Origin of the sequence: Novosphingobium resinovorum (genome assembly GCF_027922145.1) — a bacterium.
In the GTDB taxonomy this organism is placed as follows: Bacteria; Pseudomonadota; Alphaproteobacteria; order Sphingomonadales; family Sphingomonadaceae; genus Novosphingobium; species Novosphingobium resinovorum.
Genome location: NZ_BSFC01000024.1, coordinates 224,464 through 242,211 on the forward strand (window position 1 = coordinate 224,464; position 17,748 = coordinate 242,211).

Sequence of the window (17,748 nt, forward strand, 5' to 3'; positions counted from 1 at the left end):
CCTTAAAACGAAGCGGAACCGATGACCTACAATTCGACCCTGCTGCGCCTCCTCGACGAGCGAGGCTACATCCACCAGCTCACCGATGCCGAGGGCCTTGACGCCTACGCCGCGAAGCAGGTGGTGCCGGGGTATATCGGCTTCGACCCGACGGCGCCTTCGCTGCACGTCGGGCACCTCGTCTCGATCATGATGCTGCGCCAGTTGCAGCGCGCCGGGCACAAGCCGATCGTCCTGATGGGCGGCGGCACCGGCAAGATCGGCGACCCCAGCTTCAAGGACGAAGCGCGCAAGCTGCTGACCGAGGATCTCATCAAGGAGAACGTCGCCTCGATCCGCCGCGTCTTCGAGCGCTTCCTGACCTTCGGCGACGGCCCCAGCGACGCGATCATGGTCGACAACGCCGACTGGCTCGACAAGCTGGAATACATCCCGTTCCTGCGCGACATCGGGCAGCACTTCTCGATCAACCGGATGCTCAGCTTCGACTCGGTCAAGCTGCGGCTCGATCGCGAGCAGTCTCTCAGCTTCCTCGAATTCAACTACATGATCCTGCAGGCCTATGACTTCCTGGAACTGTCGCGCAAGGCGGGTTGCCGCCTGCAGATGGGCGGCTCGGACCAGTGGGGCAACATCGTCAACGGCGTCGAACTCTCGCGCCGCGTCGACGGCACGCAGGTCTACGGCCTGACGACGCCGCTGCTCACCAATGCCGACGGCACCAAGATGGGCAAGACGGTCGGCGGAGCGGTGTGGCTGAACGAGGACCAGCTTTCGCACTTCGACTACTGGCAGTTCTGGCGCAACACCGACGACCGCGACGTCGGCAAGCGCCTGCGCCTGTTCACCGACCTGCCACTGGACGAGATCGAGCGCCTCGAAGCCCTTGAAGGCAACGAAATCAACGCCGCCAAGATCGTTCTCGCCAACGAAGCGACGAAGCTGTGCCGCGGTGAAGAAGCCGCGAAGTCCGCCGAAGCCACCGCGCAGGCGACCTTCGCGGGCGGCGGCATGGGCGGCGACCTGCCGACCATCGAAGTCGGCGCCGACGGCATCCGCCTCGGCGCGGCCTGCGTGGAACTCGGCTTCGTCGCCTCCAATGGCGAGGCCAAGCGCAAGATCGCCGAAGGCGCCGTGCGTCTCGACGACGTGGCGATGGACGATCCCACCCTGCTCATCACGTTGGCCAGCGGGGAAAGCCGCAAGCTCAGTGTCGGCAAGAAAAAGCACGGCGTCATCAAGGGTATCTGACAACTCAGTCCGCCGACTCCTGCCCGGGCTCCTTCGGGCTGTCCTTCCGGGCAGGGTCGGCGGAATTAACTGCTTGTTTGCCATTTGAGCCTAGAGTTCTTCGACGGCAAAGATCAAAAGGCATGAAACCATGAGTGCAGGAGCGCAGCTCACTGTAACCGACAAACGGCGCGCAGCGCGTCATCCCGTCGATTACACCGTGATCGCCGAGCACCGCCAACTCGGCGACCTCGATCTGCACATCGTCAACATCTCCGCCCAAGGCTTCATGATTCAAGGCGAAATGGCGCTGGAGCGCGGTGAACGCCTTGTTATGCGGCTGCCCGTAGTGGGCCGGATAGAGGCCCACATGATCTGGACTCACGAGGGCCGATCCGGTTTCCAGTTCGAGCGCATAATCCGTGTCGATGACTTTCTGAAACTGGTCGATACACTGCAGCCTAATCCCCGCCTGCGCCCTCGCCGATAATCAATTCGCAATATCCCCGTTCGACGAAACCGCCCGAGCCCTGCGCCAAGTCCATCTATTGAGAAAATCAAAGAAGAAAAATCAATATAGGCATGTCTTGGCAAGGGGAGGCCACGCTGCCATGCAGCCCGCGTGAGTCTCCCCCATCCTTCTCCCGACGGCGCCCCCACTTCGCCGCTCCAGATCGCCGACTACCGCAAGTTCTGGCTGGCCCGCTTCTTCGCGGTGCTGGCGACGACGGGTACGGTCGTCATCATCGGCTACCAGCTCTACGACGTCGCCCGAACCGACTACGCCATGTCGATCACGCAGGCCTCGTTCCAGCTGGGCCTGCTCGGTTTCGCACAGTTCCTGCCGGTGTTCCTGCTGACCCCGGTGGCGGGCGTCGTCGCCGACCGTTTCGACCGCCGCAAGGTCGCCGGAACAGCCGCCCTGCTAGACATGTGCGTCGCGCTGGGCCTCGGCATCGTCACCACGCTGGAAATCCGCAGCCTGCCGGTGCTCTATGCCTTCGCGGTGATGCACGGCATGGTCCGCGTATTCATCAGCCCGGCCATGTCGGCGATCGCGCCCAACATCGTGCCGCCCAAGCTGATCCCGCGCGCGATCGGCTTCAACTCGATCGCGATGCAGGCGGGCACGATCATCGGCCCTGCCGCCTACGGTTTCATGTTCGCGGCCCACCACGCCCTGCCCTACTGGTGCTCGGCGCTGTTCACGCTGGGCGCCTCGATTGCCATCCAGGCGATCCGCCATCTGCCCGCCATCCCGCGCGATCCGGCCAAGGCTCACCCGATCCGCCAGATCGTCGAGGGCTTCCGGTTCGTCTGGAGCGAGCGCTTCCTGTTCGGCTGCATCACGCTCGACCTCTTTGCCGTGCTGCTCGGCGGCGCGACCGCGCTGATGCCGGTCTTCGCCCGCGATCTGCTGCACGTCGGTCCCGAGGGCCTGGGCCAGATGCGCGCGGCGACGGCGGCAGGCGCGGCGGTGGTGGCGTTCTGGCTCTCGTTCCGCCCGCTGCAGTCGAACGTCGGCGTCAAGATGCTGGCGGCCGTCGTGGCCTACGGCGCCGCGACGATCGGCTTCGGCCTCTCGCGCCACTTCCTGTTGTCGCTCGCCTGTCTCGCCTGCCTCGGCGCCGCCGACATGATCTCGGTGTTCATCCGCAGCTCGCTCGTCCAGTTGCGCACGCCCGACACCGTGCGCGGCCGCGTCTCGGCGATTTCCGGTCTCGCCGTCTCGGCCTCGAACGAGCTGGGCGAGTTCCAGTCGGGCTTCGCCGCAGCCCTTCTCGGCGCTACCGGAGCAGTTGTCTTCGGCGGCAGCGCTGCCATAGTCATCACCCTTGCCTGGGCCTGGTTCTTCCCGGAACTGCGCCGCGCCCGTACCTTCGAAACCCGTTGGGAGCAGAAATCATGAAGGCCGACAGCATCCTCGCCACCATCGGCGATACCCCGCACATCCGCCTCTCCCGCCTGTTTCCGGACCATGAGGTCTGGGTGAAGGCGGAGCGCGCCAACCCTGGCGGCTCGATCAAGGACCGCATCGGCCTCGCCATGATCGAGGCGGCGGAAGCCGACGGCAGCCTCAAGCCCGGCGGCACCATCATCGAGCCGACTTCGGGCAATACCGGCATCGGCCTCGCCATGGCGGCAGCGGTCAAGGGCTACACCCTTGTCCTCGTCATGCCCGAATCGATGTCGGTCGAGCGTCGCCGCCTGATGCTGGCCTACGGCGCCAAGTTCGACCTCACTCCGCGCGAAAAGGGCATGAAGGGCGCGATCGAGCGCGCCAAGGAACTGATCGAGGCGACGCCTGGCGCCTGGATGCCCCAGCAGTTCGACAACCCCGCCAACGTCGACGTCCACGTGAAGACGACCGCGCAGGAAATCCTCAAGGACTTCGCCGATGAACCCATCGACGTGCTCGTCACCGGCGTCGGCACCGGCGGCCACCTCACCGGATGCGCCGAGACGCTGAAGGCCAGCTGGCCTTCGATGAAGGCCTATGCGGTCGAGCCGACGCTCTCGCCGGTGATCTCCGGCGGCCAGCCCGGCCCGCACCCGATCCAGGGTATCGGCGCCGGTTTCATCCCCGGCAACCTGCACACCCAGTCGATCGACGGGGCCATTCAGGTCGACCCCGCCGACGCCAAGGACTGGGCGCGTCGCTGCGCAACCGAGGAAGGCATGCTCGTGGGCATCAGCTCGGGCGCGACGCTTGCCGCCATCGCCCAGAAGCTGAAGGACCTGCCCGCAGGCAGCCGCGTCCTCGGCTTCAACTACGACACCGGCGAGCGCTATCTCTCGGTGCCCGACTTCCTGCCGGAGTGATATCCATCGTGACGACTACCCCCACCCTCGAGCCCGTTTCCTACGAACACGCCGGTGTCGCCCTCACCGGCTGGCTCGCCCGCCCCGAAGGCGCGGCCCGCGCGGCCGTCGCCCTGTTCCCGACGATCGCCAACGTCATCCCGCTGATGGAGGAGCGCGCCCGCAAGCTCGCCGCAGAGGGCTATCTGGTGATGATCACCGACTTCTACGGCGAGCCGATCGAGAGCTTCGAGGCTTCGTTCCCCGTCGCCGAGAAGCTGCGCGCCGACAACGCCTACTACCGCGCCCGCGTCATCGCCGGGATCGAGGCGCTGCGTGGTCTTGCAGATGGGCTGAAGCTCTTCGCCATCGGCCACTGCATGGGCGGTCAGGCCGTGCTCGAAGCCGCCCGCGCAGGTGAGGATCTGGCCGGCGTGGTCAGCTTCCACGGCACCCTGCCGACCACTGCCCCGGCCCAGCCCGGCGGCATCAAGCCCCGCATCCTCGTCTGCCACGGCGATGCCGACCCGCTCGTGCCCCGCACGGATGTCGTGGCGTTCTGGGAGGAAATGGATGCGGCCGGAGCCGACTGGCACTTCCACAGCTACGGCAACGTGAAGCACGGCTTCACCGACCCGCACAGCCCGGACAAGGGCATGGCTTTCCTCGACTACAACGTCAGCGCCGATCGCCAGTCGTGGGCCTCGATGCTGTCGTTCTTCGACGAAATCCTGGGCTGACCACCAGTTCGTCATTGCGAGCGCAGCGAAGCAATCCAGGGCGGTTTACGCGGCCCTGGATTGCTTCGCTGCGCTCGCAATGACGAACTTGGGGTTTGCAGATACGACAATACCCGCTGGCGAGTGCGGGCCATTACGCCGGGGAAAGTCAACGCAACCGAGGTGAACATCGGGTCGGCGTCGGGAGCGTCCAAGCTGGGACGCGGGGTTTTGTTTTCCGTGACGCTCTAGCGAGCGGCCGGGTAACTCACGGTGCAGCCCGGCTCGACCTGTATTTCATCGGAAAGTCCCATGTAGCCGTCGTTAGGGCTCGCAGCGTTATCGGCCGATGGTTGTCCGGCGGGGACATCCGGTGTCCTGACGTATATCTCAGGAACGGGCGGATGACGCTTTCCGGGAACTCAGGGACAGTCCGGGTCTTCGAACGGACGCGTGAGTTGCGTAGCTACGGCTTGGAACCGCATCCCGGCCCACGACGCCGACCCGATACACCGAAGCGACGTGTACGGCGCCGCTCCGGATGTTGCGGCATATAACCTATTTGGCGATAAATGTCAAGAATGCGGCGGATGATCCCCGGTGCGCTCCAGCACTTCGCCATCAAGCCGCCGATAGAAGCAGCTGCGCGCACCGGTGTGGCAGGCCGGACCTTCCGGCGTCACGCGCAGTTCCAGCGCGTCCTGATCGCAATCGACGCGAATTTCCTCGACGCGCAGGAAATGGCCCGAGGTCTCGCCCTTCAGCCACAGCTTGCCGCGCGACCGCGAATGGAAGTGCGCCAGCCCCGTTTCACGCGTCTTCGCCAGCGCCTCGGCATCCATGTAAGCTACCATCAGGATCTCGCGCGAGCGCGAATCGACGGCGATGGCGATAAGCAATCCCTGGGCGTCGAAGCGCGGCAGGAACGCTGTTCCCAGTTCACGCTCGGCGGCTATCACGTCTGTCATCCTCGGACTAATCCCTGTTCCCGCTAACAGCGGCATAATTGTTGCACCACAGCCACAGCAAGGGACCAAAATCCACGTCAGTCAGCGAAGTCTCTTTCCAAAAAAGACGATTCGATGAATTCTGGCTTTGCAGCTGGGGGGCTGCTTCTGACCCACAGGTCGCTCGCAGGCAAGTGTTCGGCAAGGAACACCGGTCTGAAACGGAAAGCGGGCCACGGTTCAGGGAATGCTTTGATGAGGGATCGGACCAGGCGGTATCAGGGGCACCGCTGAACTGCGCAAGCAGGGTTCAAACAGTTTCGTCACGAGGACGCCCGGAACTCACAAGGTTCCGGGCGTTTTCGTATTCAGGGCGAATCGCCTCAGGCCGCATCGAGCGCTTCATCCAGCACGCGGGCGAAGCAGGCGATCACTACCCGCTCCGCCCCTGCCCGCTTCAGCGCCGATACGCAGGCATCGCTGGTGGCACCGCTGGTCAGCACGTCATCGACGAGCACAACCTTCGCACCCTTCAGCGCCGCCTTTCGCTTCGGATGGACGGCAATCGCACCCGACAAGGCCCGCTTGCGCGCCAGCTTGCCCATGCCGCCAAGCGAGCGAGTCGCCTTGCGCCGCACCAGCGCATCGACCGCGAGGCCCGCGCCGCTGCACCGCCCGATCTGGCGGGCCAGCTCGGCCGCCTGGTTGTAACCGCGTTTCCACAACCGCCAGCGATGCAGCGGCACCGGCACCAGCAGCCAGTCGGCATCGACGAAAGGCAGCTTGGGCACCATCAGCCCGGCCATCATCGGTGCCAGCGCGATGCGATTCCCGTGCTTGAACGCCAGCACCAGCTTGCGCGAAGGTTCGTTGTAGAGCGTCGCGGCCGCGATCCCGGCATGGCGCGGCGGATCGGCAAGGCACGGGCCGCACGTGCCGCCCTCCGGCATCGTATCGCCGAAAGGCCGCTGGCAGGCCGCGCAGGCCGGATCGCCCGGGATCACCAGCGTACTCCAGCAATCCGCACAGAGGCCCGCCGCCGAACCGATCGCCGCCCCGCACAGCGGACACCGCGGCGGAAACACGAGATCGACGAGCGGTGAAAGTACGTGTCCCAGGCCCATGGCGCGATCCTATGCACGCCGTGTTGCACGACAAGCACGCCACGAGGGCATTGCAAGGTTTTCATCGACGCGGCAGGGGAGCATCCATGGCAACCAAGGCTCCCCCCCGCATCTTCTCCCCCGCCCGCCGCGCCGCCCTGCGCCGCCGGATGCTGCGCCTCCAGCAACAGCCGGATGCACCGCGCTACCTGATCGACGACATGGTGGAGGACGTGCTCGAACGCCTCTCCTTCCTGCGCTTCGAGCCGAAGACGGCGCTGGTTGTCGGCGATTACTCGAGGGCGCTTCCCGCGGCGCTACGGGCACAGGGCGTGGAAGTGACCGAGGTGGACCCGGCCATCGGCTTCGTTGAGGAACAGCCCTGGCCGTTCGACGGCTTCGACCTCATCGCCAGCCTCGGCACGCTGGACACCGTCAACGACCTTCCCGGCGCCTTCGTCCACGCACGCAAGGCGCTGGCGCCAGGCGGACTGCTGATCGCCAGCTTCCTCGGCTCCGGCAGCCTGCCGGTCATGCGCGAGGTCATGCTGGCGGCGGACGGCGAGCGCCCTGCCCCGCGCCTTCACCCCTCGGTGGACGTGCGTGCGGGAGCGCAACTGCTCCAGCGCACGCTCTATGCCGACCCGGTGGCGGACCATCGCCATCTGGACGTGGGGTTCCGCAGCCTCGAACGCCTCGTCGGCGACTTGCGCGCGCAGGGTCTCGCCAATGTGCTCGCTGATCCCGGTCCGCAGCTGGGCAAGGCGGCGCGGGCGCGGGCGCACGATGCGTTTGCGGCCGCCGGTGAGGGCGGCCGCACGGTAGAGCGGTTCGAGATCATGACGCTGTCCGGGTGGAAGCGCTGAACCCGTAAATCTCATCGTCATTGCGAGGACCGAAGGTCGGAAGCAATCCAGAGCGGCCCAAACCGCCCTGGATTGCTTCGCTTCGCTCGCAATGACGAACGCTGGCTTGCTTACGCCAGCGCGGCCTGAGCCGCCGCCAGACGCGCGATCGGCACGCGGTAGGGCGAGGCCGAGACGTAATCCAGACCCACCTTCTCGCAGAACGCGATCGAGGCCGGGTCGCCGCCGTGCTCGCCGCAGATGCCGAGCTTGAGGTCGGCATAAGTCGCACGGCCGCGCTCGGCGCCGAGCTGGACCAGCTGGCCCACGCCCTCGATGTCGAGGCTGACGAACGGATCGCGCGGGTAGATGCCCTTCTCAACGTAGGGGCTGAGGAAGCGCGCGGCATCGTCGCGCGAGACGCCCAGCGTGGTCTGCGTCAGGTCATTGGTGCCGAACGAGAAGAACTTCGCTTCTTCCGCGATCTCGCCCGCCATCAGGGCTGCGCGCGGCAGCTCGATCATGGTGCCCACGAGATAGTCGAGCGTCTTGCCCTTCTCCTCGAACACCTTGGCCGCGGCCTGATCGACGACCTTCTTGAGGATCGCCAGCTCGCGCTTGGTGGCGACGAGCGGGATCATCACTTCCGGCACGATCGCCTCACCCGATGCCGAGGCGACGTCGCAGGCTGCCTCGAAGATGGCGCGGGCCTGCATCTCGTAGATCTCCGGGAAGGTGATGCCGAGACGGCAACCGCGATGGCCGAGCATCGGGTTGAACTCGTGCAGTTCGTCCGCGCGGCGCTTGAGCGTATCCACGCCGATGCCGATCGCGTCCGACAGCTCCGCGAATTCCGCGTCGCTGTGCGGCAGGAATTCGTGCAGCGGCGGGTCGAGCAGGCGGATGGTGACGGGCAGGCCCGCCATCACCTCGAAGATCGCCTGGAAGTCGGCGCGCTGTTCGGGGAGCAGCTTGGCCAGCGCCTCGCGGCGGCCCTTCTCGTCCTCGGCCAGGATCATCTGGCGCACGGCGGAGATGCGGCCTGCGTCGAAGAACATGTGCTCGGTGCGGCACAGGCCGATGCCCTCGGCACCGAACTGGCGGGCCATCTTGCAGTCGGCGGGCGTTTCGGCGTTGGTGCGCACCTTCATGCGGCGGTGCTTGTCGGCCCACTCCATGAGCGTGCCGAAATCGCCTGCCAGTTCCGGCTCGATGGTGGCGACTTCGCCCGCCATGATCTCGCCGTTGGCGCCGTCGAGGGTGATGAGGTCGCCCTCCTTCAGCTCGCGGTTGCCGATGCGCAGGGTGCGGGTCTTCATGTCGATCGACAGCCCCGATGCGCCCGAGACGCAGGGACGGCCCATGCCGCGCGCCACGACCGCCGCGTGGCTGGTCATGCCGCCGCGTGCGGTGAGGATGCCCTTCGCCGCGTGCATGCCGTGGATGTCCTCAGGCGAGGTTTCCACGCGGACGAGGACGACCGCCTCGCCCATTTCCGCGCGCTTCTCGGCGGTGTCGGCGTCGAGCACGATCGCGCCCGAAGCCGCGCCCGGCGATGCGGGCAGGCCCTTGCCGAGAATGTCGCGCGGCGCCTTGGGGTCGAGCGTGGGGTGAAGCAGTTGATCGAGCGCCATCGGATCGACGCGCTTGATCGCGGTGGCTTCGTCGATCAGGCCTTCCTCGACCATGTCGACGGCCATCTTGAGCGCAGCCTTGGCAGTACGCTTGCCCGAGCGGGTCTGCAGCATCCACAGCTTGTTCTGCTGCACCGTGAACTCGATGTCCTGCATGTCGCGGTAGTGCTTTTCGAGCAGGTCGAACACCGCGGCGAGTTCGGCGTATGCCTCGGGCATCGCCTCTTCCATCGACAGTGGCTTGGCCCCGGCGCGCTCGCGGGCGGCCCTGGTCAGGTACTGCGGGGTGCGGATGCCGGCGACGACGTCCTCGCCCTGCGCGTTGACCAGCCATTCGCCGTAGTAGGCGCGCTCGCCGGTCGCCGGATCGCGGGTGAACGCGACGCCCGTTGCCGAGGTGTCGCCCATGTTGCCGAAGACCATGGCCTGCACGTTGACGGCGGTGCCCCAGTCACCGGGGATGTCGTTGAGGCGGCGGTAGACCTTGGCGCGGTCGGCGTCCCAGCTGTCGAACACGGCCTGGATCGCGCCCCACAGCTGCTCCTGCGGGTCCTGCGGGAACGGCTTGCCAAGTTCGCGCTCGACGATCGCGGTATACTGCTTGACCAGCCCCCGCCAGTCGTTCGCGGTCAGTTCGACGTCGTTGTCGTACCCGTTGTCTTCCTTGGCGATCTCCAGCGCTTCCTCGAACAGATGATGTTCGACGCCGAGAACGACGTCCGAATACATCTGGATGAAGCGGCGGTAGCTGTCCCATGCAAAGCGGTCGTCACCCGAAGTAGCGGCGAGACCCTCCACGGTCACGTCGTTCAGGCCGAGGTTCAGCACGGTGTCCATCATGCCCGGCATCGAGACGCGCGCGCCCGAGCGGACCGAGACCAGCAGCGGATCAGTAGAATCACCGAAGGACTTGCCGACCGACTTTTCGATATGGGCCAGCGCCTCGGCCACTTCGGCCCGCAGTTCGTCCGAGAAGTTCGCGCCCTCCGCGAGATACTTCACGCATTCTTCGGTGGTGATGGTGAAGCCGGGAGGCACCGGCAGGCCGATTCCGGCCATCTCGGCAAGGTTCGAACCCTTGCCCCCGGTGATCACCTTGTCCTTCGCGCGCGGATCGTCGTGCTTTACGCCGCCGCCGAACGTGTAGACCTGCTTAGTCATTAGTCCCAAATCTCCGGGATTTTTGCGCAAGAATGCAGACCGTGGGGAAACCCTCCTACCCCTCGATCCGCGAGAAATCCGCTACGTTGTGCACCGCAGCACGGAAGCGATCAAGCAGTGCAAGACGAGATGTTCTTTTTATGGAGTCAGTATCGTTGACTGTCACCTGATCAAAGAACCCGTCAATAGGTGCGCGAAGCGATGCCAGCGCACTCATTGCACTTGCGAAATCTTCTGCAGCAACGGCTGTGGCTGCCCGAGGTTCCGCAGCATCGAGCGCGTCGATCAACGCCTGTTCCGCCGGTTCGGCCGCATAGCCGAGCCCCGAGCCTGCCGCAGCATAGATTTCCTGCATATCGGGATCGTCCACGTTTTCGAGCGGGTCCTCGTCGCCGGTGTGCGGGTGCGCGGGTGCAGCATCAGACGCCGACCAGTTCTCCTTGCGCAGGATATTGGCGGCGCGCTTGTAGCCCGCGAGGAGGTTGGCGCCGTCCTCGCTGCCGACGAACGCCTGCAGCGCATGAACCCGGGCGAGCAGGCGAACCAGATCGTCCTCGCCGCCGAGCGCGAACACCGCGTCGATCAGGTCGTGGCGAACACCCGCTTCCTTCTGCTGGACCTTGAGGCGGTCGGCGAAGAAGTCGAGAAGCGAAGCGGCTGCCTCACGCCCCGCAAACAACTGCTGTGCAAACTGATCCCTAATCGGTCCTTCGCTAGCGTCTCCTAACGAGAATGGATCAATTGATTTACCGAGCAATTGCGTCAACGCATCCTGCGCGGCCTGCCGCTTCGAGGTAACATTCTCGATAAGATCGATGACTACAAACGATGCATATGCATGAACATATGCATTGGTAAGCGGCATTCTAATGTTGCCTTCTACCAATGTTCTAATGATCGCTAGAACCGCTCGCCGAAGCGCGAAGGGGTCCTTCGAGCCAGTTGGTTTTTCTCCAATCGAGAAAAATCCGACAAGCGTATCCAACTTATCCGCCAGCGACACCGCCACGGTCACCGGAGCAGTCGGCACTTCGTCGCCCTGCCCAACCGGCTTGTAGTGGTCGCGGATGGCGTCGGCGACGGCGTCGGGCAGGCGCTCGGCGCGGGCGTAGTAGCCGCCCATGAGGCCCTGCAGTTCGGGGAACTCGCCGACCATCTCGGTGACGAGATCGGCCTTGCACAATTCCGCCGCCTGACGCGCCAGTACGGGATCGCAGTTCGGGACGATGCCCTCGGCCGCCAGCCACTCGGCCAGCTTGGCCACGCGCTCGACCTTGTCGGCGACGGTGCCCAGCTTCTCGTGGAAGGTGATGCGGGCCAGCTTCTTCGCCTGATCCGACAGCGAAACCTTGCGGTCCTGCTGCCAGAAGAAGCGCGCGTCGGACAGGCGCGCGGCGAGAACCTTGCGGTTGCCCGCGACGATGCCCACGCCGCCGTCGGTGGCGTCGATGTTGGCGGTGCAGACGAAGGCGTCTGCAAGGTTGCCGTCAGCGTCCTCGCAGACGAAATACTTCTGGTTGACGCGCGCGGTCAGCTGGATTGTCTCGGGCGGGACTTCGAGGAACGCCTCGTCGAAGCGGCCGAGCAGCGGCACCGGCCATTCGGTGAGGCCGGCGTTCTCGATCACCAGCCCCTCGTCTTCGACCAGCTTGAGACCGGCGGCGGCAGCGACGTTGCGCGCCTCGTCGCGGATCAGGTCCTGGCGTTCGACATGATCGACGATGACGTGGCAGGCGGACAGCTTGCGGGCATAGTCATGCGCGCCGCCGATGGTGATCTCGCCGGGCGCGTGGAAGCGGTGGCCCTTCGTGGCATAGCCCGAGCGGATGCCGCCGACTTCGCACTCGACGAGGTCCTCGCCCAGAATGGCGACGATGCCGGAGAGCGGGCGCACCCAGCGCAGCGAATCCGTGCCGATCGACGCGGCGCCCCAGCGCTGCGACTTGGGCCAGGGGAAAGCGCGCACGATGGCAGGGATCGCCTCGGCCAGCACGTCCTTCACGGCGCGGCCGGGCTTCTCGACGACGGCGAAGTAGGTGTCCTTGCCCTTGACGTCGCGGACTTCAAGCTGGTCCTTGGTCAGGCCGGTCTTGCGCAGGAAGCCTTCGAGCGCCTGCTCGGGCGCGCTGGTGGCGGGGCCTTTGGTCTCCTCGCTGACGGCCTCGGTCACGTCCGGCATGCCATTGGCGATGAGCGCGAGGCGGCGCGGCGTGGACCACACGGTGATCTGGCCGGGCGTGACGCCTGCGGCCGCGAGTTCCTTGCGGAACAGTTTTTCCAGATCGGCGCGCGCGCCCGCCTGCATGCGGGCGGGGATTTCTTCACTGCGCAGTTCGAGAAGGAAGTCGGTCATACGGTCCACCCGGGGAACTTGGCTTCCCACTTGTCCTTGTTCACGTCGATCCACGCCTGACACGATCCCTTGGCGAGATCGCGCACGCGGGCCATGTAGCTGGCGCGTTCCTGCACAGAGATCACGCCGCGCGCCTGTAGCAGATTGAACAGGTGCGACGCCTCGATCGCCTGATCGTAGGCCGCGAGCGGCACCTTGGCGTCGATGCAGCGCATGCACTCGGCCTCGGCGGCCTTGAAGCCGGCGAACAGCGCATCGGTGTCGGCGATCTCGAAGTTGTACTTCGACTGCTGCTGCTCGTTGGCGAGGAAGACGTCGCCGTAGCTCACGCCTTCGTTGTTGAAGCGAAGGTCGTAGACCGAGTCCACGCCCTGAATGTACATCGCCAGACGTTCGAGGCCGTACGTCAGTTCGCCCGCGACGGGCTTGCAGTCGAAGCCGCCCATCTGCTGGAAGTAGGTGAACTGCGTCACTTCCATGCCGTCGCACCACACCTCCCAGCCCAGACCCCAGGCGCCCAGCGTCGGGCTTTCCCAGTCGTCCTCGACGAAGCGGATGTCGTGCTCCAGCGGATCGACGCCGATCTCGGCGAGGCTCTGCAGGTACAGTTCCTGAAGGTTCTCCGGGTTCGGCTTCAGGATCACCTGATACTGATAATAGTGCTGCAGCCGGTTCGGATTCTCGCCATAACGCCCGTCGGTCGGGCGGCGCGAGGGCTGGACATAGGCGGCCTTCCACGGCTCAGGGCCGAGCGCGCGCAGCGTCGTGGCGGGGTGGAAGGTGCCTGCGCCCATGCGCATGTCGTAAGGCTGCAGGATGAGGCAGCCCTGCGCGCTCCAGAAGTTGTGGAGCGTCAGGATCATGTCCTGGAAGCTGAGCGGCTGTTTGGCGGCGGTCATTGCGGTTCCGTCGAATTCTTGAATGCGCGGCCTTTGGCGGATCGGGGCTGTCAAATCAACAACACAAAGCATTGCGGTTCAGCCTCCGCGATCGGGCAATGTCAGGTTTTGTTGACACAGTCAGAGAATCGCGACATAAAGTAAGGCATACCTGACATATAGTCAGGACTTCATGACGAGGTGCATCATGACCCGTTTCGCAAAGAGCGTCACCGTCCGCAGCGTTCTGGAAACCCTGTTCTTCGGCAAGCCCGGCGCCACCGCCGAGGAACGCCGCAACTACCTGTGCTGGGGTCACCCCGCGCCGCGCGCCGAGCACAAGGTGATCGTGCTGCTGGCGATGGCGCTGACCGCACTCGCCGTGGCGCTGATCGCTTTCGAGGCGGATGCCGCCCCCCGGTCGCAGACGCACAATGCCGAGCCGGTCTCGCGCATCGTGGTCCTCGCCCCGCTGGCCTGAATGTGAACAACCGGCTGAAAGTGCTGCGCGCGGAGCGCAACTGGAGCCAGGCCGAGCTTGCCGAGCGCCTCGACGTATCCCGCCAGGCGGTGAACGCGATCGAAACCGGCAAGCACGACCCCTCGCTCCCCCTCGCCTTCCGCATCGCGCGGCTGTTCGCCCTTTCCATCGAGGAGATATTCGATGACGGACATCGCTGAAACCAAGAAGCCGCTCGGCACCGTCGGCGTCGCCCTGAGGCTTGGCGGCGGGTTCTTCCTTGCGATCTTCGGAGCGGGGATCGCTGCGGGCGTGATCGCCGCATGGCGCGAGCATGGTGAGTTCCGCACCGGCGTCGTGATCGGCCTCGGGCTGGCCGCGCTGGCGCTCGTTGGCGGAGGATGGCTGATATTCTCGGCGCGAGGCACTCTCGCGTTACCGCGCAGTCCGCAGGTTCGACGTTCACGGATCGCGCTTTATGCTTCGCTCGGCATATCGACGGTTATCGGAGTGGCCGCCGGGTTTGCATGGCAGATGCAAGTCAGTCACGCCGATCCGGCGCATGGCATTGCGAACATGTTTTCAGCAACGCCCTTGAGCCTTCCGCTTACGCTGACAGTGCTGGCTGCGTGGATCGTCACGGTCGCCTTGTCGCTTTACTGGCACACCACCCTCGATGAAATCGAGCGCGCCGAATACGAATTCGGTGCGATGGCCGGGCTTTATGCCTTCGTCACGGTGGCGCCTGCGTGGTGGCTGGCGTGGCGCGGCGGGCTGCTGCCCGAACCGAACGGCGTCGCGATCTGCCTGATGGTCTGCATCGTCTGGTGCGTCGGGTGGGGCTGGCGCCGCTGGCGCTGATCCGTTCATTCATCCTTACAGTCTCCTGCCCGATAGGAATGCCATGACCCCCGCCCGCATCAAACTTCGCAACTGGCTTGGCTCCACCCTGCTCGCCTTCACTGCCCTGCCCTCGCCGCTGGCCTCGGCGCAGGAGGCCGCACAAAGCTCCACCGTTCGCCCCGCGCTCTGGAAAGTCGCGGACGAGGACACCACGATCTGGCTGTTCGGCACGATCCACGTCCTGCCCGAGCAGGTGGACTGGTACGCCGGTCCGGTCGCCAAGGCGCTCGACAGCGCGCAGGAACTGGTGACCGAGATACCCATAGACGACACCGAACAGGCGCAGGGCACGATCCTGCAGATGGCCGCGCGCAAGGATGGCAAGTCCCTGCGCGACATGCTCTCCGCCAAGGAGCGCACCGCCTACGAGGGCGCGCTGACATCCATCGGCATCCCGGCGCAGGCTTTCGATGCCAACGATGCCTGGTTCGCCGCTCTGATGCTGACGCTGATCCCGCTCAAGACCGCCGGCTACAACACCGAGACCGGCATCGACCAGCAGGTCGCGGCAAGGGCGCGGGCGCGGCATCTGGCCAACCATGCCTTCGAGACCGTCGACTACCAGATCGGCCTGTTCGACAACCTCTCCGAACCGACCCAGCGCGCCTATCTCGACGAAGTGGTCGAGGCCCTGCCCGACGTGAAAACCGATGTCGACAGGATGGTCGCCGCGTGGAAGGCGGGCGATGCCGACCACCTCGCCGAACTGATGAACGAAGACGAGAGCGATCCGGAAATCCGCAAGGTGCTGATCACCGACCGCAATGCCAACTGGGCGAAGTGGCTCAAGACGCGCCTCGACAAGCCGGGCACGGTGTTCGTCGCGGTGGGCGCCGGGCATCTCGCCGGGCCGGGCAGCGTGCAGGACCAGCTTGCCGCAGCGGGCGTTTCCTCGACCCGGGTGCAGTAGATGATCCGTCGTTTTGCGGTACTACTGGCGATCGCCGGGCTGGTCGCCTGTTCGAGCGAGCCCCAGCAGGCCAACCCCGCGTTGTGGCGGGTCGAGGACGGTCAGGGCCACGCCGGTTGGCTCTTCGGCACGATCCACAGCGCCGAGCGCCCCCTTGCGTGGCGCACGGCGAAAGTCAGTTCCGCACTGGACGAAGCCGGATCAATCATGGTCGAAGTCGGCAACCTCGCGAACGAGGCGGAAGTCGCCGCCACTTTCGAAAGCCTCGCGCGCAGCGAGAACGAACCGCCGCTTTCCGAACGCGTACCGCCGAAAGACCGCGCCGCCCTCACCGCCTTACTCAAGAAGAGCGGCCGGGGCGACGGCGACTTCGCGGCGATGGATACCTGGGCCGCAGCCCTGACGCTCGCCCGCGCTGGAGCCGACGAAGGCGATACCCGCAACGGTGTCGACCGCGCCGTGATCGCGGCGGCGGGGCAAAGGCCGGTGGTCGAACTCGAAGGCGCTGCCGCGCAGCTCGGCCTGTTCGACGCCCTGCCCGAGCGCGAGCAGCGCGACCTCCTCGCCGCCGTCGTCGCCGAGGCCGCCTATCCCGAACGCGATCTTTCGGCCAGCTGGCGCAAGGGCGACATGAACGCGATCGAGGCGGAGACCCGCTCGGGCCTGCTCGCCGACCCGGAACTGCGCGCAGTGCTGTTCACCGGCCGCAACCGGCGCTGGACCGGCCGGATCGCACGGGCGGTTCGCTCGGGCAGCAAGCCGTTCGTGGCTGTCGGCGCAGCGCACATGGCCGGGCCTGAGGGATTGCCCGCAATGCTGACGGCCGAGGGGTTCACGGTCACGCGGGTGGAGTGAGGCTTTGGGGGCTTCGACAAGCTCAGCCTGAGCGGAATTGGGAGATTTATTCCAACCCCGCTCACCCTGAGCTTGTCGAAGGGTCGCAACCGCCCCCTCAAACGCCGCGACATCCCGCCCACGGACGCACGAACGGCTTGCTTTTCCGCCCGTCTCCCAGTAAGGGCCGCGCCTTCCTGTCATGGTCATCCCTGGAGGCGTGGCAGGACGGTGCGCACCGATGAGCGGCGCGTCATCGCATTATTATCCAGTTTTGAAAGGCAAGATCCATGAGCGATACGCTTAACCTGCCGGCCGAGACGCGTGATCGGGCTGGCAAGGGAGCCTCCCGTGCACTGCGTCGTGAAGGTCGCGTCCCCGCCGTCATCTACGGTGGCAACGAAGAGCCCCTCGCGATCCACGTCCAGGAAAAGGAGTTGGCCCGCCAGCTCGGAACCGGCCACTTCTTCAACTCGATCATCGAAGTCGAAGTCGACGGCAAGAAGTTCCGCACCCAGCCCAAGGACGTTGCCTTCCACCCGGTCAGTGACCGTCCGCTCCACGCCGACTTCCTGCGTCTCGCCAACGGCGCGACCGTGCACGTCAACGTGCCCGTCGTGTTCAAGAACGAAGAGCTGTCGCCGGGCCTGAAGCGCGGCGGCGTGCTGAACATCGTTCGCCACGACCTCGAACTGGTCTGCGACGCCGAGAAGATCCCGCACGAGATCACCATCGACGTGACCGGCTTCGACGTGGGCGAATCGATCCACATCAGCCACGTCAAGCTGCCCAAGGGCGTCGAGAGCGCGATCACCGACCGTGACTACACGATCGCGACGATCGCTGCTCCCTCTGCCCTGCGCAGCGAAGAAGGCGAAGCAGCGGCCGAGGCCGAGTAAGCTTCTCCTGCTTTCGGGTAGAAAACGGCCTCTCCCACCCCGCGTGGGAGGGGCCTTTTCTTTTCATGCA

The 17,748-nt window shown here is 65.5% G+C and carries 17 protein-coding genes; 12 read left to right on the forward strand and 5 right to left on the reverse strand.

Annotation, left to right across the window (positions count from 1 at the left end):
• The first annotated feature begins 21 nt into the window (after positions 1-21).
• The 5 genes from tyrS (at position 22) to PKE80_RS16015 (ending at position 4,772) form a co-directional block, all read left to right on the forward strand.
• A complete protein-coding gene (tyrS, locus tag PKE80_RS15995) occupies positions 22-1,251 on the forward strand; it encodes a tyrosine--tRNA ligase (protein ID WP_271183347.1) in 1,230 nt (409 codons plus the stop codon).
• A gap of 130 nt (positions 1,252-1,381) precedes the next feature.
• Complete coding sequence (locus tag PKE80_RS16000; protein WP_271183348.1) at positions 1,382-1,720, forward strand: PilZ domain-containing protein; 339 nt, start codon at positions 1,382-1,384, stop codon at positions 1,718-1,720.
• A gap of 132 nt (positions 1,721-1,852) precedes the next feature.
• Entirely contained in the window at positions 1,853-3,139 is a 1,287-nt protein-coding gene (locus tag PKE80_RS16005; RefSeq protein ID WP_271183349.1) for an MFS transporter, read from the forward strand.
• Positions 3,136-4,053: a cysteine synthase A gene (gene cysK, locus PKE80_RS16010; RefSeq protein WP_008832783.1), complete on the forward strand. Its 918-nt coding sequence runs from the start codon at positions 3,136-3,138 to the stop codon at positions 4,051-4,053. The genes PKE80_RS16005 and cysK overlap by 4 nt, the downstream gene beginning before the upstream one ends.
• Positions 4,054-4,061: 8 nt before the next feature.
• Positions 4,062-4,772, forward strand: coding sequence for a dienelactone hydrolase family protein (locus tag PKE80_RS16015; protein WP_271183350.1), 711 nt, complete (start codon positions 4,062-4,064; stop codon positions 4,770-4,772).
• 554 nt (positions 4,773-5,326) lie between these two features.
• Here the strand turns inward: PKE80_RS16015 and hisI are convergent.
• Both hisI and PKE80_RS16025 read right to left on the reverse strand, forming a co-directional pair.
• Positions 5,327-5,719, reverse strand: coding sequence for a phosphoribosyl-AMP cyclohydrolase (gene hisI, locus PKE80_RS16020; RefSeq protein WP_271183351.1), 393 nt, complete (start codon positions 5,717-5,719; stop codon positions 5,327-5,329).
• Positions 5,720-6,081: 362 nt separating this feature from the next.
• Positions 6,082-6,822 (reverse strand): ComF family protein, encoded by a 741-nt coding sequence (locus tag PKE80_RS16025; protein ID WP_271183352.1) that lies wholly within the window; start codon positions 6,820-6,822, stop codon positions 6,082-6,084.
• Positions 6,823-6,908: 86 nt separating this feature from the next.
• Between PKE80_RS16025 and PKE80_RS16030 the strand changes: the two genes are divergently transcribed.
• Positions 6,909-7,667 (forward strand): methyltransferase domain-containing protein, encoded by a 759-nt coding sequence (locus PKE80_RS16030; protein WP_271183353.1) that lies wholly within the window; start codon positions 6,909-6,911, stop codon positions 7,665-7,667.
• 110 nt (positions 7,668-7,777) lie between these two features.
• On the opposite strand, the gene ppdK is transcribed toward PKE80_RS16030, so the two are convergent.
• Genes ppdK through PKE80_RS16045 form a run of 3 tightly spaced genes read right to left on the reverse strand, consistent with a single transcriptional unit; the run spans position 7,778 to position 13,693 of the window.
• Complete coding sequence (ppdK, locus tag PKE80_RS16035; protein ID WP_271183354.1) at positions 7,778-10,441, reverse strand: pyruvate, phosphate dikinase; 2,664 nt, start codon at positions 10,439-10,441, stop codon at positions 7,778-7,780.
• Positions 10,442-10,496: 55 nt separating this feature from the next.
• Positions 10,497-12,794, reverse strand: coding sequence for a glycine--tRNA ligase subunit beta (gene glyS / locus PKE80_RS16040; protein ID WP_271183355.1), 2,298 nt, complete (start codon positions 12,792-12,794; stop codon positions 10,497-10,499).
• On the reverse strand, positions 12,791-13,693 hold the full coding sequence (locus tag PKE80_RS16045) for a glycine--tRNA ligase subunit alpha (RefSeq protein ID WP_008831867.1): 903 nt from the start codon (positions 13,691-13,693) through the stop codon (positions 12,791-12,793). The genes glyS and PKE80_RS16045 overlap by 4 nt, the downstream gene beginning before the upstream one ends.
• 187 nt (positions 13,694-13,880) lie before the next feature.
• On the opposite strand from PKE80_RS16045, the gene PKE80_RS16050 reads away from it, so the two are divergent.
• From PKE80_RS16050 to PKE80_RS16075, 6 genes are all read left to right on the forward strand, one after another.
• Positions 13,881-14,153: a hypothetical protein gene (locus tag PKE80_RS16050; protein WP_271183356.1), complete on the forward strand. Its 273-nt coding sequence runs from the start codon at positions 13,881-13,883 to the stop codon at positions 14,151-14,153.
• A gap of 2 nt (positions 14,154-14,155) precedes the next feature.
• Positions 14,156-14,353 carry a helix-turn-helix transcriptional regulator gene (locus PKE80_RS16055; protein WP_271183357.1) on the forward strand — a complete coding sequence of 66 codons (198 nt, stop codon included), beginning with the start codon at positions 14,156-14,158 and terminating at the stop codon, positions 14,351-14,353.
• Positions 14,337-14,993, forward strand: a complete 657-nt coding sequence (locus tag PKE80_RS16060; RefSeq protein WP_271183358.1) for a hypothetical protein — start codon at positions 14,337-14,339, stop codon at positions 14,991-14,993. Before PKE80_RS16055 ends, PKE80_RS16060 begins: the two co-directional genes overlap by 17 nt.
• 43 nt (positions 14,994-15,036) lie before the next feature.
• The gene (locus tag PKE80_RS16065) at positions 15,037-15,945 is read left to right on the forward strand and encodes a TraB/GumN family protein (RefSeq protein WP_271183359.1); all 909 of its coding nucleotides are present in this window, start codon (positions 15,037-15,039) and stop codon (positions 15,943-15,945) included.
• The gene (locus PKE80_RS16070; RefSeq protein WP_271183360.1) at positions 15,946-16,800 is read left to right on the forward strand and encodes a TraB/GumN family protein; all 855 of its coding nucleotides are present in this window, start codon (positions 15,946-15,948) and stop codon (positions 16,798-16,800) included.
• Positions 16,801-17,069: 269 nt separating this feature from the next.
• Positions 17,070-17,678: a 50S ribosomal protein L25/general stress protein Ctc gene (locus PKE80_RS16075; RefSeq protein WP_271183361.1), complete on the forward strand. Its 609-nt coding sequence runs from the start codon at positions 17,070-17,072 to the stop codon at positions 17,676-17,678.
• The last annotated feature ends 70 nt before the right edge of the window (positions 17,679-17,748 follow it).

Coding starts and splice junctions, on each gene's coding strand:
- PKE80_RS16045 (WP_008831867.1), bottom strand. CDS start 13,693: ATGACCGCCGCCAAACAGCCGCTCAGCTTCCAGGACATGATCCTGACG.
- PKE80_RS16000 (WP_271183348.1), top strand. CDS start 1,382: ATGAGTGCAGGAGCGCAGCTCACTGTAACCGACAAACGGCGCGCAGCG.
- PKE80_RS16025 (WP_271183352.1), bottom strand. CDS start 6,822: ATGGGCCTGGGACACGTACTTTCACCGCTCGTCGATCTCGTGTTTCCG.
- cysK (WP_008832783.1), top strand. CDS start 3,136: ATGAAGGCCGACAGCATCCTCGCCACCATCGGCGATACCCCGCACATC.
- glyS (WP_271183355.1), bottom strand. CDS start 12,794: ATGACCGACTTCCTTCTCGAACTGCGCAGTGAAGAAATCCCCGCCCGC.
- PKE80_RS16050 (WP_271183356.1), top strand. CDS start 13,881: ATGACCCGTTTCGCAAAGAGCGTCACCGTCCGCAGCGTTCTGGAAACC.
- PKE80_RS16060 (WP_271183358.1), top strand. CDS start 14,337: ATGACGGACATCGCTGAAACCAAGAAGCCGCTCGGCACCGTCGGCGTC.
- tyrS (WP_271183347.1), top strand. CDS start 22: ATGACCTACAATTCGACCCTGCTGCGCCTCCTCGACGAGCGAGGCTAC.
- ppdK (WP_271183354.1), bottom strand. CDS start 10,441: ATGACTAAGCAGGTCTACACGTTCGGCGGCGGCGTAAAGCACGACGAT.
- hisI (WP_271183351.1), bottom strand. CDS start 5,719: ATGACAGACGTGATAGCCGCCGAGCGTGAACTGGGAACAGCGTTCCTG.
- PKE80_RS16030 (WP_271183353.1), top strand. CDS start 6,909: ATGGCAACCAAGGCTCCCCCCCGCATCTTCTCCCCCGCCCGCCGCGCC.
- PKE80_RS16070 (WP_271183360.1), top strand. CDS start 15,946: ATGATCCGTCGTTTTGCGGTACTACTGGCGATCGCCGGGCTGGTCGCC.
- PKE80_RS16065 (WP_271183359.1), top strand. CDS start 15,037: ATGACCCCCGCCCGCATCAAACTTCGCAACTGGCTTGGCTCCACCCTG.
- PKE80_RS16075 (WP_271183361.1), top strand. CDS start 17,070: ATGAGCGATACGCTTAACCTGCCGGCCGAGACGCGTGATCGGGCTGGC.